Genomic DNA, 21,658 nt, shown 5'->3' with positions numbered 1-21,658 from the left:
GGGCTCCATCATGCGGTCGCCCCTCCGGCCCGGCCCTTGGGCGTTCCCCAGACCTGGACGGTGTTCTCTGTGACCGGTCACAACGCACCCCACTGCACCCCACCGAACACCTCGGCGCAGGAACCGGGTTGGCGCATCCCGGTGATCGGCGGCCTCCCGGCCGACCAACGGCTCCTCTGCGGCGTCCACGAGTTGGCGCGCTCCGTGGTCGACGCCCTGCTGGACCGCGTGCCGGTCTACCGCCGCCTTCCCCGCGAACAGATCACCGGCGAACTCACCCGGGACACCGAGCACCGGATCCGCACCCTCGCCCACACCGTGCGCACCGGACTTCCCGCCCCCGCCGAGGAGTTCGCCGCCGTCCGGGAAGCCGCCGCCCGGCGGGCCGAGGAGGGCCTGCCGCTGGACGCCGTCCTGCTCGCCCACCACCTCGGGCTGGAGGTGTGCTGGGAGTTCGTCACCCGGCACGCCCGGGAGGGCGACGCCGCCGAGCTGCTGGTCCTCAACCGGCTGCTGCTCGACCAGCTCCGCCAAGCCACCACCACCGCCGGCGCGGGCTACCTGGACGGACGCCGCCCGACCGCCGACCTGCGGTGGACGGCCCGGCAGTCCCTGCTCACCGCGCTGCTCGCGGGCACCCCCGCCGACGAGGCCGCCACCCGGGCCGGGCTCCGCTTGCCCGCCCGCTACGCCGTGCTCTGCCTGTCCGTCGCGGACCACCCCGACGAGCACTCCCCCGAGGTCGACCCCGGCGTCGCCGCCCGCCGCAAGCTCCGCCGGCTCGTCGCCGAACTCGACCACCGCACCCGGCAGTCGGCGCTCACCGCGCTCACGCCGTCGGGTGGACTGGTCCTCGTTCCGTTCGACCCGACACCGAGACCCCCGGCGTCACCGGAGTCACCGGCGAGTCCCATGCCTCCGACCTCGTGGACTCCGAGGGCGCAGGCAACGGCGAAGGGAGCGGCAGGAGTTCCGGGAGCACCGAAGGTCCCGGCGCAACTGCTGGAGCCACCCGACGGCGACGCCGGCGTGCCCTGGCCGCAGCTCGCCACCGCCCTCACCGCCGCGGCCCGGGCGGCCGGCGCTCCGATCCTCGCCGGGGCGGCCGCCGCCGTACCCGCCGACGTGCCCGAGGCGGCCGCCCTCGCGTACGAAGTCCTCGACATCGCCCGGGCGTTCGGCCGCCCACCAGGGCTGCACCTGCTGGACGACGTCCTGCTGGAGTACCAGCTCACCCGGCCCAGCCGGGCCCGCGCCCGACTCGCCGCGCTGCTCGAACCCCTGGCCGATGGCGGGGAGTTGCTCACCACCCTGCGCACCCACCTGGCCGGGGGCCTCAACCGCCGGCACACCGCCAGCGCGCTGCACCTGCACCCGAACACCGTCGACTACCGGCTGCGCCGGATCGCCGTGCTGACCGGTCTGGACCCGGCCCGCCCCGCCGACGTCCTGCGGATCACCGCCGCCATGGCCGCACGGACCGCCGAACAGGCCGCCCCCATGCGCTAGTTCCCACCGACTCGGGACATCGCCCCGCACCCGCGCCGCCGCCGTTCACCGGACGGCGACAGCACGGGTGCCTACGGAGCCCCCGGCCGGCGGTCCGGCCGGAGAGTCCGCGAGGCCCGGTCATCAGCGAGGCTCGGTCATCAGCGAGGCCGGGGCCTCGGAGAGCCCGAGCTCAGCAGTCGAGAGAAGTGTGGGCCAGCACCCAGCCGTTCAGCTTGTCCCAGGTCTGCGGGCCGACGACGCCGTCCTGCCCGATGCCTGCGCACCGCTGGAACCGCCAGACGGCCGCGTCGGTCGCGTTGCCCCAGACCCCGTCCTCGCTCAGTCGGGCGCTCCCGGACGAGTACGGGACGTGGTTGAGCTCGCACTGGAGCTGCTTCACCGCGTCACCGGTGCTGTTGTACCGCAGGGTGGGCTGGGCGCCGGTGTAGCCGCAGTACTGCGAGGCCTGCGCCGACGCGGCGGGCGCGGTCGCGATCCCGGCCGCCAGCACGATCGCGGCAGTGGCGAGGCCGCCGACGAGACGATTGCGCATGGAAGTCCCCCGTTCCATAGGTCGATCAAAATCGAACGAACGGCACACTAGCCGATGCACCACAGGACGAACGGAAAATCCACCTGAAGGACCGACAAAACGATGGTCAGTCCTGCTGCCCCGGCAACCTGAGGTCCCAGCCGACCAAGGCGCGCAGCTGCTCCGCCGTCACGCCCTCCGGCACCGGCTGCGGCGCCTCGTGGCGCAGCGGCGGCTGCCAACCCTCCTCCTCGGTCCAGCGACGGACGACCTTGGCCGGTGCACCCGCCACCACGCTGTGGTCGGGCACCTCGCCGCGCACCACCGCACCCGCCGCGACCACCACGTTGCGGCCGATCCGCGCCCCCGGCAGGATCACCGCACCGGTGCCGATCCAGCTGCCCGCACCGATCTCCACCGGCTCGTTGCGCGGCCACTGCTTGCCGATCGGCAGGTCGGTGGCCCGGTACTCGTGCGCCTGGTCGGAGATGTAGACGCCGGGCCCGGTCCACACGTCGTCGCCGAGCACGATCGACTGGTGGCCGACGATATGGCTGTCCCGGCCGATCACGCAGCCGCCGCCGATCCGCACGATCGGCTCCGGCCCGAGGTCGAGGCCGGGCAGGAAACCGGCGCTGATGGTGACCCGCTCACCGATGATCGAGAACGGTCCGAGGGTGATCCACTGCTCGTTGAACACCGCCCCCAGCGGGAAGGCGAGGGTCGTACCGTCCCCCAGCTCGCCGAACCGGTACGGTCCGGGGCTCTGGTTGGTGACCGCCCCGGTCCGCTGCACCCAGCGCCAGCCCCGGTGGACGAGGCGTCCGGCGACACGGCGGCCACCTGCCCGGACGGCGGAGACGAGGGAACGGGTTATCGGCATGCGCTCACGTTACCGGCCCGTAGCGGAAGCCCGGCCGCCGGGCGGCCAACATCACACCGGCCCCTCCCGCCCCGGCCGCACCACCGCCGTACCACCGCCGGAGCCCACCGAAGCCCGCCGCACCTGCGGGCCGCAGGCGGCAGGCCCCGACCCCAATCCCCCAACCACTCGAAGGAATGTCCGAATCCCGCGCCCGTCGACGATCCGCGATGGAAGACTCCGTGCCATGGAGATCATCGAGCACATCGACGCACTGCGGCACGAGGGCATCCGGCTCGCCGAGGCCGCCGCCCGTACGGACCTGTCCGCCCCGGTCCCCACCTGCCCGGAGTGGCAACTGCGCGACCTGCTGCAGCACGTCGGTCATGTGCACCGCTGGGCCACCGCGTTCCCGTCCCGGGGGCTGCAGGCGCCGCTGGACGACGCGGGCGAGCAGGCCGTCGTCGGGCCGGTGCCGTCGGACGCGGCGCTGCTCGACTGGTACCGCGAGGGGCACGCCACCCTGGTGCACGCGCTCACCGAAGCCCCGGCCGACCTCGATTGCTGGACCTTCCTGCCCGCGTCCGGCCCGCTGGCGTTCTGGGCCCGGCGCCAGGCGCACGAGACCGCCGTCCACCGCCACGACGCCGACGCGGCCGCCGGGGCGCCCGGCCCGGCCGTGGACACCGTGCTCGCCCTGGACGGCATCGACGAACTGGTGCGCGGCTTCATGACCCGCAGCCGGACCAAGCTGCGCAGCGACCGGCCGCGCACCCTCCGGATCCGCACGACCGACGGCCCCGGCTCCTGGCTGCTGACGATCACCCAGGAGCCGCCGGCCGTCACCACCGGCGAGAGCGCCGACGCGGCCGACCTGACCCTCACCGGCCCCGCCCGCGACCTCTACCTGATGCTGTGGAACCGGCTGCCCGCCGAGCAGGCCCCGGACGTCGAGCAGGCGGGCGACCGGAGCCTGCTCGACTTCTGGCGGGAGGCAGCGGTGGTCCGCTGAGCGCGACGCCGGCCGCCGGGGCGTGACGCCCACTGACCGGGCGGGCAAGCGGGCGGGCGCGACCCGAGCAGCCGCTGTCGCGCTCGCGACACCGCCGGGCTCGACGGGCCCGGCCCTCGGTCCTCGGCGCCAGCGACGAAACCCGACCCGCCGCGCCGGCGAACCCAGCGGTCAGCGGACCCGACAGTCAGCGGACCCAGCGGTCAGCGCACCCAGCGCGCGGGCCGCTTCTCCAGGAACGCCCGCATGCCCTCCTGCGCCTCCTCCGAACCGAACAGCCGCGCCGACAGCTCGACCAGTTCGTCGGCGTCACGCTCGAAGGAGCGCACCACATCGGCGTTGGCGAGGCGCTTCGACTCCGCCAGCCCCTGCGGGGAGCCCTGGCGCAGCGCGTCCAGCAGGCCCTTCAGCACGACGCCGGTGTCCTCGGCGGACCCGGTGGCGCTGCTGATCAGGCCGATCCGGGCGGCCTCGGCGGCGTCGAAGACCTCGCCGGTGAGGTAGTAGCGGGACGCGGCACGCGGCTCCAGCTTGGGGCGCAGCGGCAGCGAGATGACGGCGGGCGCGAGGCCGAGCCGGACCTCGGTGAAGGCGAAGGTCGAGGCCGGTCCGGCGACGGCGAGGTCCGCCGCGCCGACGAGGCCGAGGCCGCCGGCCCGGACGTGCCCGTCGATGACCGCGATCACCGGCTTGGTGCAGTCCACGATCGCCCGCTGCAGCTCGACCAGTCCGCGCGGTCCGACCGTCGGGTCCGCCCCGGTCGCCTCGGAGAGGTCCGCACCCGCGCAGAACACCCTGCCGGTGTGCCCGAGCACCACGGCGCGGACCTCCGGGTCGGCCGCGGCCGCCGCCAGCCCGGCGCGCAGCTCGGCCATCAGCCGGGTGGAGAGAGCGTTGCGGTTGTGCGGCGAGTCGAGGGTGAGCGTGGTGACGGCGTCGGCGGTGCTGACGCGGACGAGGGGCTCTGCGCTGGTCATCGGCGGGGTCTGCCTTCCGGCTGAGGGTGGGTCGGACTGCGGGCGCGGTCCGGGGTGCCCGGACGGCGCCCGGACGACTCTGGCACGCCCACCCGCCCCTCGGCCAGAGCCAACCCGCCGCACCCACCGAGCCGCCGACGTAACCACCCACCGGCCCGACCGCGACCGACCCGCCGACGCGCACGGAGCCGGCCCGCCGCCACACCCGGCCCGGCCCGCCGCGCACGAGCCGAAATCCGCTGGTGACACCCGCCTCCCCCACGGCAGCATCGTCGCCATGACCACCGACACCCCCGTCCTGCTCCTCGCCCCGCGCATCAACGAGACGGGCCTGCAGCTGCGCACCGCAGCCGGGCGCCGCGGCCTGCGGGCGTGCGTCGCGACGTCCTGGCAGGCCCCGCGCGAACTGCTCGACGCGCGGGTCCACGTGTACGGCGGGCCGCTGTTCGGTGACGCCGTCGGACGGGAGCTCGGCCTCGGCCTGCTGGAGCCGGCCGCCGACTGGCTGACCCGCCTGCCGCTCGCCCTGACCGGGCGCCGGGTCACCGCCACCACGCTGGCCGAGGCGCGTCGGCTGCGGCGCCCGGTGTTCGTCAAGCCGCCGGCGGACAAGCTGTTCGCCGCCCGGGTCTACCCCGACGGCGGTGCCCTGCCGGGGCCCGAGGTGCTGGACGCCGACACGCCGGTGCTGGTGAGCGAGGTGGTGCGGTTCGTCACGGAGTACCGGCTGTTCGTCCTGGACGGCGAGGCGCGGGCCGGCTCGCGGTACGCGGTGGACGGCGAGCTGTCCGTCGCGCCGTTGGAGTCCGCGGGAGCACCCGACGGGGAGGCCGCCGAGGTGCTCGCGTTCACCCGGGACGTCCTGGCGGCCTCGGCGGCAGGGGCGCCGCTGCCGAGCGCCTCCGTGGTGGACATCGGGCGTACGGAGAAGGGACGTTGGGCGGTAGTGGAGGCCAATGCGGCCTGGGCCAGCGGTGGTTACGCCGCCGATCCGGACGCCGTCCTCGACGTGGTGTTGCGCTCGGGCGGGCCGGCCGCCCAACTCCCCGCCACCGACCGCCCGTTCCTGCGCGAGCTGCCCGAGGTGGTGCGCTGAGGCCGGTCGGCCGACCGGAGCCGGAACTTGCGACGGCAGCGGATCACCGTCAGGATCCGCGGCATGACCACCTCTCACCTCACCCACATCGCCGAGCCTCCCGGTGTCGCACCCGGCACCGGCTACACCCAGGTCGTCACCGGCACCGGCCGACTGGTCCAGGTGTCCGGCCAGGTCGCCTTCGACGAGCAGCGGAACCTGGTCGGCGAGGGCGATCCGAAGGCCCAGGCGCGGCAGGTCTTCGAGAACCTGCGCCGCTGCCTGGCCGCCGCCGGGGCCGGGTTCGAGCACGTCGTGAAGTTCACCTTCTTCATGACCGACATCGCCTACCTCGCGGACATCCGCGAGGCCCGCGACGAGTACCTGGGCGCCCTGCCCCTGCCCGCCGCGTCCGCGATGCAGGTGGTGGCCCTGTTCAGGCCCGACGTGCTGATCGAGATCGAGGCCCTGGCGGTCCTCCCCGAGTAGTCGGCCGGAGCCGGCCGGGGCCACCCGGCCCCGCGCCGCGGCCTCGTCCCGCGCCGCGCCGCGCCGCGCCGCGCCGCCCGAACACACAGCCCCGGACTCATCACACCCCCGGACTCACGACGCCGTGCGGATCGCGTCCCGCCGCCCGGCCCACCGCACGGCGGGACGCATCGCCAGGCCGGCGGCCGCCAGCACCGCGCCCAGAGCGACCCAGCCGACCGCGCCGTACCCGATCACCAAGGTGCTGACCAGTGCCGGACCGGCCATCAGCGCGGCCGCCGTCCCCGCGTTGAACACGCCCTGGTAGGCGCCGTGGTCGCGCTCGCCCGCGAGGTCGTAGCTGAGCGCCCAGGCGCCCGCCTGGGCGCTCACCTCGCCCAGCGACTGCAGCGCGACCCCGCCGAGCACCACCGCGGCCGCGGCGAGCGCGGGCAGGCCGTGCGCCAGCGAGATGACCAGGCAGGACGCGGCAAGCACCACACCCGCGCGCCCGCAGGCCCGGGCGGCCCCCGCGCGTTCCTCGGTTCCCCGGGTGGCCCGCACCTGCAGGGTGATCACCAGCAACGTGTTGACGATCAGGGTGCCCGCGACGGTGATCCGCGGCGCAGCGGTCTCCTGGACGACCCAGAGCGGCACACCGACCTCCAGAACGGCGAACTGCAGGCAGAGCAGGGCGTTCAGCACCGTCACGGCCACGAACGGACCGTCCCGCAGAGCGGGGTTGCGCCGTCGACCCTGCTTGACGCCCTTGTCCGAGGGATCCGACGTGTTCGGGACGCCGGTGTTCCCCGACGGCTCGGAGGCCGGCGTTCCGGGCACTGTTCCGGGCACGGACGTTCCCGTCGCCCACGGGCGCGGCGGTACGACGAGGCAGTGGAACAGCACGGCGACGGCCACGAAGGAGACGGCATCGGCCAGGATCGCCGTCAGGTAGACCGGCCGGCTGTCAGCCTGGAGCGCGATCGCGCCGAGGCCCGTCCCCAGGCAGATCCCGATGTTGGTCACCACCCGCAGGTGGGCCCGCCCCGCCACCCTGCGGTCGGCGGGCAGCACCTCGGCGTAGAGCGCGTTACGCACGGCGGCGGAGCCCCGGTCCACGCCGGAGACCAGGCAGGCGAGCGCCACGAAGGCCGGGTAACTGTGCACCAGCGCATACCCGGCGGTGCCGACCGCCTGCACCGACACCAGCACCACCAGCACCCGCCGGGCGCCCCAACGGTCGGCGGCCCGGCCGGCCGGCACGCTCGCGGCGACCCCGCACAGGCCGGCGGCCGTCATCCCCAGGCCCAACTGGGCGGCGCTCAGGCCGAGCACCCGGGTGAAGAACAGCACCGCAACGGACAGTGAGAGGCCGTTGCCCATCGTGTTGACCAGGGTGATTCCGGCCAGCCGACGGACCGTCGGGTCGGGGTGGAGGCGCCCTCGCAGAGCGGTGGCGACTCCGCTCCGGCCGGGGTCCGACGTGGCGTCAGGATTCACGGCCTCCGAATGGCTCACGGCCTCCGCAGGACCCACGACCTCCGCAGGACCCACAGCAGCCTCCGCAGGACCCACAGCAGCCTCCACGGGGCCCACAGCCTCCGCAGGACCCACGGGTGCCACGGCGCCTCCTTCGGGCACGGCAGCGGTGTCGGAGGTAGCCGGTGGTTCGGGCACGGCACGGGGGGATGCGGAGGACTCCGCCGTCGAGGTGGTCATGCGTGGATCTCACCGCTTGCCGGAGCGGCCCGGGTACTCCTTTAGGCTATGGCTAAATCAGAGTCGGGCACTGCAGGTCCGGCCGGACCCGGCAGAAGGACGCCCCCGTGCACCGGTTCACCCTCCGCCTGGCCGACCTCGCCACCACCTGGTTCGCCGTCTCCCCGATCCACGAGGCCGTGCTCAGCCTGCGGATGTGGACCCACCCGGGCGTCTACCACCTCCAGACCCGGGCCTTCGAGCAGCTCAGGCCCTCCTTCGAGCGGTTGGACTCCCGCCTGCTGCTCTCACTCGTCGCCGAGAACCGCTTCGTCCCCGACTTCCTGACGCCCCGCCCGGTCTCCCCTGCCCCCGACTTCCGCGCCGAGATCGCCACCGTGCGCGCGTTCCCGCCGGAGCAGTTGCGTGCCGAGATGGAGCAGACCTTCCTGTCCCAGGGCCGGCGGCTGCCGACTGGGATCGCCACCGGAATCGCCCGCCCGGAAAGGCTGTTGGCGCGGATCTGCGACGCGCTGGAGGAGTACTGGGAGGTGTGTCTCGCCCCCGCCTGGTGGCCGCAGGCCCGCGCGGTGCTGGAGGCCGACCTGGTCTACCGCGCCCGGCTGCTCGCCCAGCACGGCGCGGCGGCGCTCTTCGCCGACCTGGACCACCGGCTCCACTGGGAGAACGGCGTCCTGTCGATCTACCGGAACTGGACGGACGGGGACGTGGAGACCCCCGTTGACGGGCGTGGCCTGGTGCTGTGCCCGACGTTCTTCGTCCGCGGCGCGATCACGATGATCAGCAACGACCGTGCGCCGCAGATCAGTTACCCGGCGCGCGGACAGGCGGGCATGGCCGGCCGGGGGGCGCCGGTGCCGCCGCAGGCCGTCGAGGCCCTGATCGGCGCACCGAAGGCCCGGCTGCTGGCCCTGCTCGCCGAACCCGCCTCCACCACAGACCTCGCCTACCGCCTCGGCGTCACCCCGGGAGCGGTCAGCCAGCACCTATCCGTCCTCGCCGCCACCGGCCTGGTCACCCGGGCCCGGCACGGCCGCTCGGTGCTGTACCGACGCAGCCCGCTCGGGGACGAACTGACGGGCACGAACGGATGACGCGGGCGACCGGCTGACGGGGCGACCAGCCTACGAGCGTGGTACAGACCTGTTGACGCATTGGTCCAGTCCTCCTACAGTTCCCATGCCTTCGCCCCCCACGGCGCAGGCGCCGATCGCGCACGGATCAAACCCGGTTCTACACCCCCTGTTCCAACCCCCACAGTCACAGGGAGAACCATGTCCGCTCGATCCCGGGCCGGACGCCCGCGCGTGCGCAGCAGACTGCTCGCACTGCTCGCTGTCCTGCTCCTCCCCCTCGCCACGCTCACCGCGCTCGCCGCCCCGGCGAACGCCGCCGGAAGGCTCACCGCCACCTTCACCACCGCCGACAACGGTTCCTGGTGGCAGGGCACCTACGTCGTCCACAACGACAACGTGACCGCCGTGTCCGGCTGGGCCCTGGAGTTCGACCTCCCGGCCGGCGTCACCATCGGCAACAGCTACAACGGCACCGCCACGGTCACCGGCCGACACGTCAGCGTGGTCGCCGCGTTCTACAACTCCACCGTCAACGCCCACGCCACCACCGAGCCGTACAGCTTCTGGTTCGTCGGCAGCGGCCCGGTCTCCACCCCGCTCAACTGCCGCATCAACGGCGACAAGTGCGACGGCACCCCCGATGTCCCGCCGTCCGCCCCGGGCACCCCGACGGTCACCGAGTCCACCGCGCACACGCTCGCCCTGAGCTGGCCGGCCGCCACCGGCGGGGACTTCCCGGTCGCCTCGTACGACGTGCTGAACGGCAGCACCGTCCTCGCCTCCAGCCCGACCACCGGCACCCTGGTCACCGGCCTCACCCCGGCCACCTCGTACACCCTGTCCGTCCGCGCCAGGGACAGCCGCGGCAACACCGGCCCGTCGAGCGCGCCCGTCACCGCAGCCACCTTCGACCCGTCCACCGACCCCGTTCCGCCCACTGCGCCGACCGGCCTCCGGACCACGGCGGTCGGTTCGACGGACGTGACGCTCGCCTGGAACGCCGCGACCGACAACGTCCGGGTCGCCGCGTACGACGTCTACCAGGGCGGTGCCCCGGTGGCGACGGTCACCGGGAAGACGCTCACCGCCACCGTCGGCGGCCTCTCGCCGTCCACCACCTACACCTTCACGGTGAAGGCCCGCGACGCCGCCGACAACGCCTCGCCCGCCTCCGCCCCGCTCACCGCGACCACCTCGGACCTGGTCGGCGCCGGCAAGTACGCCCGGGTCGGCTACTTCGTCCAGTGGGGCATCTACGGCCGCCAGTACTTCGTCAAGAACCTCGACACCTCGGGCAGCGCCGCCAAGCTGGACGTCGTCAACTACGCCTTCGAGAACATCGATCCGGTCAACCTGACCTGCCTCGCGGGCGTCACCAGGGGCACCACCTCCAACCCCCAGGACCCGGACCAGGGCACCGGAGCCGGTGACGCCGACGCCGACTACGCCCGCCCGATGAGCGCCGACCAGTCGGTGGACGGCGTGGCCGACGACGGCTGGGGCAAACTCCGCGGCAACCTCAACCAGTTGAAGAAGCTCAAGGCCAAGTACCCGAACCTCAAGGTGGTCGTCTCGCTCGGCGGCTGGACGTACTCCAAGTACTTCTCCGACGTCGCCGCCACCGACGCCTCCCGCCGGAAGTTCGTCAAGTCCTGCGTCGACACCTGGATCAAGGGCAACCTGCCGGTCTACAACGGCGCCGGCGGGGACGGCGTCGCGGCCGGGATCTTCGACGGCATCGACCTCGACTGGGAGTGGCCCGGCTCCGGCGACGGCCACGCCGGCAACCACTGGAGCGCCGCCGACAAGGACAACCTGACCCTGCTGCTGGCCGAGTTCCGCAAGCAGCTCGACGCGACGGGCGGCTCGCACAAGCTGCTCACCGCCTTCACCCCGGCCGACCCGGCGAAGGTCGCCGCGGGCTGGGACCTCGGCGGGATCTTCGGCTCGCTGGACATCGCCAACGTCCAGGGCTACGACTTCCACGGCTCGGGCAGCGACAACTCCTGGGAGCCCGACCGCACCGGCCACCAGGCCAACCTCTTCCCGGACCCGAACGACCCGTACGGCAGCCACTTCAGCGTGGACGCGGCCGTCCGGACCTACCTCGACGCCGGGGTCAACCCGCGCAAGCTCACCATCGGCTTCCCGTTCTACGGACGCGGCTGGCAGGGCGTGGCGGACGGCGGCGCGAAGGGCGTCTGGCAGTCCGCGAGCGGGGCCGCACCGGGCCAGTTCGCCGAGGAGGCCGGCACCCGCGGGTACCAGAACCTGATCACCGGTGTGCCCGGCCTCACCGTCTACCACGACCCCAAGTCGGTTGCGACGTACGGCTACACGGGAGCCGGCGGCCAGTGGTGGACCTTCGACGACGCCTGGTCGATCGCCCAGAAGACGGACTACCTCAAGTCGAAGAACCTGCTCGGCGGCATGATCTGGGAGATGTCCGGCGACACCCCGTCCGGCACGCTCATGACCGCCCTCGACAGCGGCCTCAGGTAGCCGGTACCGGCGCCCCGGTACCGAGCGCCCGAAGCCGACCACCCCGCCACGCCACGCCACGCCACGCCACGCCACGCCACGAGAACGGAACAGGAACGGGGCGGGTGCTCCTCCACCACGGGAGGAACACCCGCCCCGCACCGGTGCACCGGCCCTGCGTCGCCCGCGGGCGCCGGGCCCTACCGCGACGCCATCGACATCAGCTTGCGCGCAGCCCGGTTCTGCCGCAGCACCTGGGCGAAGGTGGTGTGCCCCTGGGTGGTCCGGGCGAAGGCCCGCCACGCCGCCGGCACCAGGCTGACCGCCGCGTGGAAGAGGTACGGCCGCCGCTCGAAGGCGCCCAGCAGCTGCTTGCCCGCGCGCATCTCCACGCCCAGCCCGGCCTTGATGGCGAACGCGTAGTTCAGCGCCTCGCGACGCACCTCCGCCGCGTTGCCCGCCTCGGCGACCTTCACCGCCCACTCGCCGGCCAGCCGGCCCGAGCGCAGCGCGTACGAGATGCCCTCGCGGGTCCACGGCTCCAGCAGTCCGGCCGCGTCCCCGGCGACCAGCACCCGGCCGCGGGAGAGCGGCGAGTCCTCGGCCCGGCAGCGGGTCAGGTGCCCGGACTCGACCCTGGGGGTGAAGCCGGACAGGCCCAACCGCCGGATGTAGTCGGCGAGGTACTGCTTGGTGCGCTCCCCGTCGCCGCGTGCCGAGATGACGCCGACGGTCAGGCTGCTGGTCTCGGTCTTCGGGAACACCCAGCCGTAGCTGCCGGGCAGCGGGCCCCAGTCGAGGTGGATCCGGCCCGCCCAGTCGGCGGCGACCTGGGGCGTCACCGGGATCTCCGCCTCCAGGCCGAGGTCGATCTGGTCGAAGGTGACGCCGACGTGGCGGGCGATCCGACTCGCGCTGCCGTCCGCGCCGACCACCGCGCGGGCCTCGAAGGTGCGTCCGTCGGCGGCCGTCACCAGCGCGGTGCGGTGCTCGCCGCCGCGCTGCTCGACACCGGTGACGGTCACTCCGGTGACCAGCACCGCCCCGGCCGCCTTGGCCGCCTGCACCAGGCGCAGGTCGAACTCGTCCCGGTTGACCAGGCCGAAAAGCATCCGCTGGGAGCGCCGCGTCCGGGTGTACCGCCCGTCGTACGCGAAGGTGACGGCGTGCACCCGGTCCTGCAGCGGCAGCCGGAAGTCCGGCGGCAGGCTGTCCCGGGAGGGGCCGATGATGCCGCCGCCGCAGGTCTTGTAGCGGGGGTGCTCGGCCTTGTCGAGCAGCAGCACCCGGCGGCCCTGGGCGGCGGCCGCGTGGGCGGCCGAGGAGCCGGCCGGTCCGGCGCCGACCACCACGACGTCCCAGACGCCGTCCGGCGGCGAGGCCGGGTCGCCGAGCGGCGCAGCCGTCTCGTCGTCGTTCGGGCTGTCGAGCGGGCTACGGGAATCGGAGCTTCCGGAGTCAGTCACGTCGAGCAATCCTATGCGTCCGCCCGCCCCGCCGGACGCAGCACCGCCCGAGCGTCCTCACGAACCCGCCGCACGGCTCCGGCCACCCGACCACGCCCGACCGCGCCCGACCGCGCCCGACCGCGCGGGCCCCGAGCCCCCGGCTCCCGGCCCGCGGCCCCCGAACCCCCGGCCCCCGAGCCCCGGAACCCGCTCCGCCTATGATCGGCGGTACCCCAACCGCCCCCTCTGCCCGCAGCATCCCGCGGGCGGACGCATCCCCTCGGAGCCCCGATGTCACAGCCCCTGGCCGACGCCGTCCGGTCCCTGATGGACCGTGCCCGCACCGACCTCGCCGAGCTGGTCGCCTTCCCGTCGGTCGCCGACCCGCGCCAGTTCCCGGTCGAGGAGTGCGAGAAGGCCGCGCGCTGGGTCGCCGACGCCTTCGCCGCCGAGGGCCTGACCAACGTCCAGCTGCTCGACACCCCGGACGGCACCCAGTCCGTCTACGCCGAGCTCCCGGGCCCCGAGGGCGCGCCGACCGTGCTGCTCTACTCGCACTACGACGTCCAGCCGCCGCTGGACGCGGACGCCTGGCTCAGCCCCGCCTTCGAACTGACCGAGCGTGACGGCCGCTGGTACGGGCGCGGCGCCGCCGACTGCAAGGGCAACATCCTGATGCACCTGACCGCCCTGCGGGCGCTGCGCCAGGTGTACGGGGACGCCTACCCGGTCGGTCTGAAGATCATCGTGGAGGGCTCGGAGGAGCAGGGCACCGGCGGCCTGGAGCGCTACGCCGAGGCCCACCCCGAGCTGCTCGCCGCCGACGCCATCATCATCGGCGACACCGGCAACTTCGCCCCCGGTCTGCCCACGGTGACCGCCTCGCTGCGCGGCATGACGGTGGTCGAGGCCTCGGTCACCACCCTGGGCGGCAACCTGCACTCCGGCGCCTTCGGCGGCGCCGCCCCGGACGCGCTGCAGTCGCTGGTCCGGATGCTCGCCTCGCTGCACGACGAGAACGGCGACGTCGCGGTCGCCGGGCTGAGCGCCGACCAGACCTGGGAGGGCGTGCAGTACCCGGAGGAGCAGTTCCGCTCCGACGCCAAGGTGCTCGACGGCGTCGCGCTGACCGGCACCGGCACCATCGCCGACCGCCTGTGGGCCCGCCCGTCGGTCACCGTGCTCGGCATCGACGCCCCGCCGGTGATCGGCGCCACCTCCTCCGTCCAGGCCGCCGCCAAGGCCCTGATCAGCCTGCGCGTCCCGCCGGGCATGGACGCCACCGCCGCCCAGGAGGCGCTGGTCGCCCACCTGGAGGCGCAGGTCCCGCTCGGTGCCGACCTCACCGTCGAGCGCCAGGGCTGCGGCTCCCCGTTCCGGGCCGACACCACCGGCCCGGCGTACGAGGCGATGGGCGAGGCCATGGCCGAGGCCTTCGGCACCGACATGGTGGCCTCCGGCGAGGGCGGCTCGATCCCGCTCTGCAACACGCTGCGCTCGCTGTACCCACAGGCCGAGATCGTGCTGATCGGCGTCGAGGAGCCGACCACCCAGATCCACGCGGTCAACGAGAGCGTCGACCCGCAGGAGCTGGAGCGGATGGCCCTCACCGAGGCCCTCTTCCTGCGCCGCTACGCCGAACTGCGCTCCGTCTGACGGACGTCGGGCCCGGGGCTGCTCGCGGTCCCCGGCCCCGGCCCCGGTCGTCCGCCGCGCAGCCGGCGGGCGGCCGCCACCGCCGCCGCGTACCCGACGGCGCCCACTGCGAGCCCCGCGCCGGCGCCGAAGCACACCTCCGGCACCAGGTTCCGCTTCAGCGGGCTGAGCCGGTGCAGCACCCCGGCCGCCGTCGCCGCGCCCAGCACCGCGACGGCGGTCCGCCGTGTCCGGGGCGCGAGCCCGACGGCCGGCCGCACCGGCTCGACCGCCCGTACCGCCCGCGCCGCCCAGCCGCCCATCGCCACCAGGGCGAGTGCCGAACTGCCGTACTGCAGCGCCTCATAGAGCGGCACACCGGCCACCGACCGGTCCAGTACGGGCAGCAGCCGAACGCCCAGCCGGCCGCCGTGCGTGAACGCGTCCCAGCCGACGTGGGTGGCCGCGCCGATCGCCGCCGACGCCGCGAACCACACCGCGTCGGCACCAGCGCCCGCGCCCGGTTCGGTGTCCGCGCCCGTGCCCGTGCCCGCCGTGGTGGCGGCGCGGCGGTGCGTCAACGCCTCGGCACCGCCCGCCCACCGCTCGGGCAGCAGCGCCACCAGCGGTCCGCGCAGCAGCCCGTGCCAGCCGGCCACCAGCGCCCCGGCGATCGCCACGTCCAGCGTCGGCACCGCCCACCAGCTGTGCGTCAGCTCGCCGTGGCCGTAGACCCCGGGCAGCAGTGACTCGGCGAAGAACGGCACGTCGGGCGCCATCGACCCGGCGACCAGCGCCGACGCGACCAACGGCCCGCGCGCCCCGGCCCGGCGCAGCAGGGGCAGGACGGCGGCGGGGTGGCTCAGTGTGAACGGCATGCCCCCATCCTCGCGCCCCCGCCGTCGGCCCGGCCAACCCACCGGCCCGTCCGGCACCGGCCCGTCCGGCACCGAGCCGTCCGGCACCGGGCCGTCCTTGCACCGGGCCGGCCGACCGCCACCCCGCCCGCAGCGCAAGCCACCGGTTCGGTCGCAGCCGCCGACTACGCCGCGTCCGCCGCGCTCGCCAGCCCGACGGCCACCCGGCACCCCGCCTCCAGGTACCGCAGCTCACCGCTGCGCCGGGCGTCCAGGGAGGCCGCCAGACGCCGGTAGCGGCTCGGGGGCAGCAGCTCGGCGGCCTCGTCCAGCGTGACGAAGCGCCAGCTGCGCAGCTCCTCCTGCTGCAGCAGCAGGTTCTGGCGGCCCGCCGCGTCCAGCAAGCCGCCGTCGTACACCAGCCGCAGACCGCCGCGGCGCGGACCGGTGCGCGGCTCCCAGTCGACGGCGAGCAGGCGCAGCCCGGACGGGTCGAGGCGCAGGCCGAGTTCCTCGGCGGTCTCGCGCAGGGCCGCGTCGGTGGGGGCCTCGCCGCGCTCGACCACGCCGCCGGGGAAGTCCCAGTCGGGCTTGTAGACCGGGTCGACCAGCAGGACGCGGTCCTGCTCGTCGAAGAACAGGACGGCGGAGGCCACGGTGTCCCCGGTCGGGTCAGGGCTCTGGACGATCGGGCAGCGGGCGGCGCCGACTCGGACCAGTTCGGCGATCCGGAGGGCGGTCTCCCGCGGCGTGAGTTCGCTGGTGTCGACCATCCGGGCGTCCCCGACCAGCCAGCGACGGGCGGCGCGGTAGCGCGGCAGGTGCTCCAGGCACCAGGTCCGGACCCGCTCGCTGGCCTCCGGGTCGCCCGGGCACTCCTCCCGGTTGGCGATGCGCTCGCGCAGGATCGTTTCTTCTGGGTCCAGGACGAAGTGGTGCACCGTGATCCCGTGGGAGGCGAGGTCACCGAAGATCTCGTCCCGGTAGTCCTCCCTGAGCAGCGTCATCGGGACCACCAGCGGGCCCCCGACCTCGTCGAGCAGTGCTGCCGCCGTCTCGGGGACGAGTCGGCGCCAGGCCGCGAGGTCCTGGAAGTCGGACACCGTCGCCAGCCGGTCGGCCGGGAGCATCCGGCGCAGACCGAAGCCCACCTGCTCGGGATCGAAGAGCACGCTCCCGGGCAGCAGTTCCACCAGCTCGCGGCAGGCGCTCGTCTTGCCCGCCCCGAATGTGCCATTGACCCAGACGATCACAACGTCCCCTGCCCCTCGACTTCCCCCGATGCCGATCGCATCGGGCAGCGCCCCCGTCGGCCGAACCAGCGCCACCCGTGGTGGTACCCGCGTCACGCCGCTCCCCATGCCTCCCCACCGCGCCCGTCCGTGCGCCCCGGTCTGCCCCGTGACAGCGGCATGTGCCCAGGCCAGGCGCCCGAGGTCGGAAATATGCAGACCGGTCTACATCAAAATTGCACCCCTTCACCACTGCTCACGCACAGGAGATCGGATGGGCCGGATTCCTGTGCACACCCGCCCCGCGTCACCGCACCCGGCTCATGCGCCCCAGCCTGCACGGCGGCTTGCAGTGCGGTCCGCGCCCCGGGTTGCGCCCCGGTCTGCGCCCGCTGCGCCCGCCCGCTTGCGCCGCCGACGCCCCGGCGCGTACAGAGGAACGATGAAGCTGCTGCCCGTCGGCCGAGTCGTCGTCATCGGATCGGTGAACACCGACCGCATCCTGCGCTGCCCCGTGCTCCCCTCCCCCGGCGAGACCGTCCTCGCCGACGCCGCCACCCGGGGCTTCGGCGGCAAGGGCGCCAACCAGGCGGTCGCGGCGGCCCGGATGGGCGCGGCGACGCACCTGGTCGCCAAGATCGGGCGCGACTCCGACGGCGAGGCGGCGCTCGCCGATCTGCACGGCGCGGAGGTCGAGACGGGCTCCGTGCTCACGCACCCCGACGCACCCACCGGTCAGGCGATCGTCATGGTCGACCCCGCCGGCGAGAACAGCATCGTCGTGGTCCCCGGCGCCAATGCGCACCTCACCCCGGACGAGGTGACCGCGGCCCTGAGCCGCCTCCGGCTCCTCCCCGTCGACGTGGTGCTCACCAGCAACGAGGTCCCCGCGGAGTGCATCCGCGCGACCGCCGCCGCCCTGCCCGCCGCGGGCCCCTCCGGCGGCACCCGCTGGCTGCACAACACCGCTCCGGCCGGCCAGCTGCCGGACGTCGGCCCGACCGGGCGGCGGCCGCTGGTCATCGCCAACGCCGTCGAGGCCCGCCAGCTCACCGGGGCCGCCGACGTCACCGAAGCCGCCCGGGACCTCGCCACCCGCGCCGAGGGCGCGGTGATCACCCTCGGCGGCGACGGCGTCCTGGTCGCCGCGGACGGACGGTACGACCGACTGCCCGCCCCGGCCGTCCGGGTGGTCGACACCACCGGGGCCGGGGACGTCTTCTGCGGCGCACTCGCCGCCGAGCTCGCGCGCGGCAGCGACCTCCGCGCCGCTGCCGCCACGGCCGTGGCCGCCGGGGCCTTCGCCGTCACCGCCCTCGGTGCCCGCGGTGCCCTCCCCCGCCCGACGGACCTCTGACCGCGGGACGGACCTCCGACCGCGCGTCGGACGACCGGACCCCGGACGAGACCGCCCCGGACGACCGAGCCGGCCCCGGACGACCAGCCGCAGGCCGGGGGCGCCGGCCCGACCGGACGCCCCCGACCTCCGGACTTGCGGACCCCGGGCCCGCGGCAGCCGCTACGGCCGGCCCATGTACGCCGGGTAGTAGCCGCTGCTGATGCTGGAGATCCTGATGTTGGTCCCCGGCCGCGCGGCCTCGACGTACTGATTGTTGCCCAGGTAGATCGCCACGTGCTGGATGCCCCGCGGAGTCCCGTCCGGCGACCAGAACAGCAGGTCACCGCGACGCAGCTGGCTCGCCTTGACCGGCGTGGTCGCCGCGAACTGGTCGTTGGCGACCCGCGGCAGGCTGATGCCGCCGCGCTTGAAGGACTGCTGCACCAGGCCCGAGCAGTCGTACCCGTCCGGCCCGTTGCCCGCCGTCCTGAACGGCTTGCCGAGCTGCGCGAGCGCGTACTGCACGGCGGTCTCGACGTCCGGGTCCGCGGCCACCGAGCCGCCGGAGGAACCCGAGCCCGAGGAGCCGGAGGAACCCGACGACGAGGAGCCGCCCCCGGTCCGCGCCAGGTAGACGTCGTAGTGCGAGGTCCAGCGCCACTCGCCCTTGCTGTTGCGGAACCAGTAGCGCGAACCGTCCCAGCCCTGCTTGATCCCCCCGCTCGACTTCGTGCCGCTCGACGACGCGCCCGAGGACTTCGTCCCGCCTCCGGTCCGGGCCAGGTAGACGTCGTAGTGCGAGGTCCAGCGCCACTGCCCCTGGCTGTTCTTGAACCAGTACCGCGAGCCGTCCCAGCCGGCGTGCGCCGGCGCGGTCTCGGCGGCCGCGGGGCTCACACCGGTGCCGAGGCCGAGGACACCCGCTCCGGTCGCGATCACGGCCACCATGCCTATCCCCCGGCGGAGCCGCGCGGCCCGGGACGGACGGGGGGAACGGGTGGTGGCAGCAACCTGCTGCGCGGTCGGTTCGTCGGCGGCATCCGGCGCGCCGGTGTTGACGGTGGTCATACTGCTGACTTCCTTCACTGCTGCGGTCTCTGCGAGTCGCTGCGGATCGCGCGGCTCGCTGCGGACTACCGCCGGGCGGGCGGCTGCGGAACTGCTTCGAACCCGCCGTACGTCCCGGCGACACCGGTCGGTACGGCTCGGCAGATCCCCGCCCGACGCTCGCGGCCTCCGGCCTTGCGGCCGGGAGCCGCGACGTGTCACCCGGGGATTCGATTCTGCCTGCCCGTCACGTTAGGCACGCGTCCGCTCACGGCGCGCAGTGGAGTGCGCCAATGGAAGGAAGGGCCGCCGGCGCTGGCGCCGACGGCGCATCAGGGTGAGGACCCGTCACCGCAGGGGGCGTCCGACGCCCCCTCATCACCGACCCGCGGCCTCCGTCAGCAGCTGCTTCTTCAGCACCTTTCCCAGTGCGTTCCTGGGTAGTTCGGGCACCAGCACGACCCGGCGCGGCCGCTTGTGCACCGACAGCCGATCCGCCACAAAGGCCGTCAGCTGTTCCCCCGTCACGGCGCCGTCCGGGATGACGTACGCGACGATCGCCTGTCCGAGGTCCTCGTCCGGCACGCCGACCACCGCCGCGTCGGCCACCGACGGGTGGTCGCGCAGCGCGGCCTCCACCTCGCCAGCACCGATCCGGTAGCCGCCGCTCTTGATCAGGTCCACCGAGGCCCGGCCGACGATCCGGTGGAAGCCGTCCGCTCCGATCACCGCGACGTCGCCGGTACGGAACCAGCCGTCCGCCGTCCACGCCTCGGCGTCGGCGTCCGGCCGGTTGAGGTAGCCGCTGAACAGCGTCGGACCGGAGACCTGCAGCTCACCGACGGTCTCCCCGTCGTTCGGCACCGGTGCGCCGTCCTCGCCGACCAGCCGGGTGCGCACCCCCTCCAGCGGGAGGCCGACGCTCCCGGGGCGCCGTTCGCCGTCCGCCCTGGTGCTGACGGTGATCAGCGACTCGGTCATCCCGTAGCGCTCGATCGGGGCGTGGCCGGTGAGCGCGGCCAGCCGCTCGAACACCGGCACCGGCAGCGGCGCACTGCCGGAGACCAACAGCCGGGCCGAGGCCAGCCGGGCGGCCGCCTCCGGGTCCGCCGCCAGCCGGGACCAGACGGTGGGCACCCCGAAGTAGAGGCTGCCGCCGGCCGCCGCGTACCCCGCCGGGGTGGGCCGGCCGGTGTGGACCAGCCGACTGCCGGTGCGCAGGGCGCCGAGCACGCCGAGCAGCAGCCCGTGCACGTGGAACAGCGGCAGGCCGTGGGCGAGGGTGTCCTCGGCGGTCCACTGCCAGGCCGTGGCCAGGGCGTCGAGGTCGGCGGCGATCGCCTCCCGCCGGATCACCGCTCCCTTGGGCGCGCCGGTGGTGCCCGAGGTGTAGAGCACGAAGGCGGTCGAGTCCGCGGTCGGTTCGGCGTGGGTGGCGGCGGAGCGCCGCAGCGGATCGACCGGCAGCCCCTCGGCGGAGCCGCCCTCGGGCAGCGCCTCCCCGACGGCGTGGGCGAGCAGCGCCGCACCGGAGTCGCGCAGGATGTGCTCGCGCTCCTTGGGCCCCGAGTCGGGCGGCAGCGGCACCACCGGGACGCCCGCCAGCAGGCCGCCGACCACGGCGGTGACCGTCTCGACGGTGGGCCGGGCGAGCACCGCCAACGCGGGGGCGCCCGCCACCCGATCCGCGACGGCGGTCGCCGCGCCCAGCAACTCCTCCCGGGAGAGCGCCCTGCCGTCGATCCGCAGCGCGTCCGCCGCGTCGCCGAAACCACCCTGAAGTGCCGTCAGCAGTGCCATGCCACCGTCCTCGCCCTCGTCCCACGCCGTCACGTCACGCCCCGCGCATCACACGTCCGGCCCATGAGGTCCGCTCATGCCCCGCGCATCACACGTCCGGCTCATGAGCTCGACTCATGCCCCGCGCGTCGCACGTCCGGCTCATGAGCTCGACTCATGCCTGCGACATGAGCTCGGCTCATGGCCACGACATGAGATCGGCTCATGCCCGCACGTCACGCCTGCGCCGACTCTACGGGCCCCGGCACCATCCGCCGCGCTCCGGGGACGACGACGGAGGGCGTGGCACCGAGCACCCGGCACCACGCCCTCCGAACCTTCCCGCGGGATCAGGCCTTGCGGGCCTTCACCTCGGCGGTGAGCTGCGGCAGCACCTCGAAGAGGTCGCCGACCACGCCGTAGTCGACCAGCTCGAAGATCGGGGCCTCGGGGTCCTTGTTGACGGCCACGATGGTCTTCGAGGTCTGCATGCCGGCCCGGTGCTGGATGGCACCGGAGATGCCCGCCGCGATGTACAGCTGCGGGGAGACCTGCTTGCCGGTCTGGCCGACCTGGCTGCTGTGCGGGTACCAGCCGGCGTCGACGGCGGCACGGGAGGCGCCGACGG

18 protein-coding genes are annotated in these 21,658 nt (G+C 74.4%); 8 read left to right on the top strand and 10 right to left on the bottom strand.

The genetic code is table 11. The features are described 5' to 3' along the window. Positions 1-69: 69 nt before the first annotated feature. Complete coding sequence (locus tag ACIGG8_RS39090; RefSeq protein WP_396553353.1) at positions 70-1,509, top strand: PucR family transcriptional regulator; 1,440 nt, start codon at positions 70-72, stop codon at positions 1,507-1,509. 172 nt (positions 1,510-1,681) lie between these two features. Here the strand turns inward: ACIGG8_RS39090 and ACIGG8_RS39085 are convergent, their stop codons facing one another. Next, positions 1,682-2,044: a peptidoglycan-binding protein gene (locus ACIGG8_RS39085; RefSeq protein WP_396553352.1), complete on the bottom strand. Its 363-nt coding sequence runs from the start codon at positions 2,042-2,044 to the stop codon at positions 1,682-1,684. A 106-nt stretch (positions 2,045-2,150) separates the two neighbouring features. Continuing rightward, entirely contained in the window at positions 2,151-2,906 is a 756-nt protein-coding gene (locus ACIGG8_RS39080) for an acyltransferase (protein ID WP_396553351.1), read from the bottom strand. Between the two features lie 226 nt (positions 2,907-3,132). Between ACIGG8_RS39080 and ACIGG8_RS39075 the strand changes: the two genes are divergently transcribed. Further along, entirely contained in the window at positions 3,133-3,897 is a 765-nt protein-coding gene (locus ACIGG8_RS39075) for a maleylpyruvate isomerase family mycothiol-dependent enzyme (RefSeq protein ID WP_396553350.1), read from the top strand. Between the two features lie 203 nt (positions 3,898-4,100). Here the strand turns inward: ACIGG8_RS39075 and ACIGG8_RS39070 are convergent, their stop codons facing one another. Next, on the bottom strand, positions 4,101-4,874 hold the full coding sequence (locus ACIGG8_RS39070) for an enoyl-CoA hydratase family protein (protein WP_396553349.1): 774 nt from the start codon (positions 4,872-4,874) through the stop codon (positions 4,101-4,103). A gap of 277 nt (positions 4,875-5,151) precedes the next feature. Here ACIGG8_RS39070 and ACIGG8_RS39065 point away from each other — a divergent pair, with 277 nt between their 5' ends. Together ACIGG8_RS39065 and ACIGG8_RS39060 are read left to right on the top strand one after the other, a co-directional pair. Further along, a complete protein-coding gene (locus tag ACIGG8_RS39065) occupies positions 5,152-5,970 on the top strand; it encodes an ATP-grasp domain-containing protein (RefSeq protein WP_396553348.1) in 819 nt (272 codons plus the stop codon). 63 nt (positions 5,971-6,033) lie between these two features. Next, complete coding sequence (locus ACIGG8_RS39060; RefSeq protein WP_396553347.1) at positions 6,034-6,438, top strand: RidA family protein; 405 nt, start codon at positions 6,034-6,036, stop codon at positions 6,436-6,438. Between the two features lie 114 nt (positions 6,439-6,552). Here ACIGG8_RS39060 and ACIGG8_RS39055 read toward each other — a convergent pair whose 3' ends face one another. Further along, positions 6,553-7,917 carry an MFS transporter gene (locus tag ACIGG8_RS39055; RefSeq protein ID WP_396553346.1) on the bottom strand — a complete coding sequence of 455 codons (1,365 nt, stop codon included), beginning with the start codon at positions 7,915-7,917 and terminating at the stop codon, positions 6,553-6,555. Between the two features lie 326 nt (positions 7,918-8,243). On the opposite strand from ACIGG8_RS39055, the gene ACIGG8_RS39050 reads away from it, so the two are divergent. Together ACIGG8_RS39050 and ACIGG8_RS39045 are read left to right on the top strand one after the other, a co-directional pair. Continuing rightward, positions 8,244-9,230, top strand: a complete 987-nt coding sequence (locus ACIGG8_RS39050; RefSeq protein ID WP_396553345.1) for an ArsR/SmtB family transcription factor — start codon at positions 8,244-8,246, stop codon at positions 9,228-9,230. A 180-nt stretch (positions 9,231-9,410) separates the two neighbouring features. Further along, the gene (locus ACIGG8_RS39045) at positions 9,411-11,714 is read left to right on the top strand and encodes a glycosyl hydrolase family 18 protein (protein ID WP_396553344.1); all 2,304 of its coding nucleotides are present in this window, start codon (positions 9,411-9,413) and stop codon (positions 11,712-11,714) included. Between the two features lie 179 nt (positions 11,715-11,893). Here the strand turns inward: ACIGG8_RS39045 and ACIGG8_RS39040 are convergent, their stop codons facing one another. Next, positions 11,894-13,159 (bottom strand): geranylgeranyl reductase family protein, encoded by a 1,266-nt coding sequence (locus ACIGG8_RS39040; RefSeq protein WP_396553343.1) that lies wholly within the window; start codon positions 13,157-13,159, stop codon positions 11,894-11,896. Positions 13,160-13,432: 273 nt separating this feature from the next. Between ACIGG8_RS39040 and ACIGG8_RS39035 the strand changes: the two genes are divergently transcribed. Next, positions 13,433-14,797, top strand: a complete 1,365-nt coding sequence (locus tag ACIGG8_RS39035; RefSeq protein ID WP_350526172.1) for a dipeptidase — start codon at positions 13,433-13,435, stop codon at positions 14,795-14,797. Here the strand turns inward: ACIGG8_RS39035 and ACIGG8_RS39030 are convergent. Both ACIGG8_RS39030 and ACIGG8_RS39025 read right to left on the bottom strand, forming a co-directional pair. Beyond that, positions 14,773-15,654 carry a DUF4184 family protein gene (locus ACIGG8_RS39030; protein ID WP_396553342.1) on the bottom strand — a complete coding sequence of 294 codons (882 nt, stop codon included), beginning with the start codon at positions 15,652-15,654 and terminating at the stop codon, positions 14,773-14,775. The two genes, ACIGG8_RS39035 and ACIGG8_RS39030, sit on opposite strands and share 25 nt — an antisense overlap. Before the next feature lie 164 nt (positions 15,655-15,818). Further along, positions 15,819-16,886, bottom strand: coding sequence for an NUDIX domain-containing protein (locus tag ACIGG8_RS39025; RefSeq protein ID WP_350526170.1), 1,068 nt, complete (start codon positions 16,884-16,886; stop codon positions 15,819-15,821). Between the two features lie 421 nt (positions 16,887-17,307). Here ACIGG8_RS39025 and ACIGG8_RS39020 point away from each other — a divergent pair, with 421 nt between their 5' ends. Continuing rightward, positions 17,308-18,222 (top strand): ribokinase, encoded by a 915-nt coding sequence (locus ACIGG8_RS39020; RefSeq protein WP_396553341.1) that lies wholly within the window; start codon positions 17,308-17,310, stop codon positions 18,220-18,222. A gap of 162 nt (positions 18,223-18,384) precedes the next feature. Here ACIGG8_RS39020 and ACIGG8_RS39015 read toward each other — a convergent pair whose 3' ends face one another. From ACIGG8_RS39015 to ACIGG8_RS39005, 3 genes are all read right to left on the bottom strand, one after another. Continuing rightward, on the bottom strand, positions 18,385-19,272 hold the full coding sequence (locus ACIGG8_RS39015) for a C40 family peptidase (protein WP_396553340.1): 888 nt from the start codon (positions 19,270-19,272) through the stop codon (positions 18,385-18,387). A gap of 357 nt (positions 19,273-19,629) precedes the next feature. Further along, positions 19,630-21,051, bottom strand: a complete 1,422-nt coding sequence (locus tag ACIGG8_RS39010) for an acyl-CoA synthetase (protein WP_396553339.1) — start codon at positions 21,049-21,051, stop codon at positions 19,630-19,632. Positions 21,052-21,380: 329 nt separating this feature from the next. Next, positions 21,381-21,658, bottom strand: a 278-nt coding sequence (locus tag ACIGG8_RS39005) for an electron transfer flavoprotein subunit alpha/FixB family protein (RefSeq protein WP_360262577.1), incomplete at its 5' end; no start/stop codon positions are given.

The sequence above is a fragment of the Kitasatospora sp. NPDC085464 genome, from assembly GCF_044541955.1.
Classification (GTDB): domain Bacteria; phylum Actinomycetota; class Actinomycetes; order Streptomycetales; family Streptomycetaceae; genus Kitasatospora.
This window is presented reverse-complemented; position numbering and strand designations above follow the sequence as displayed.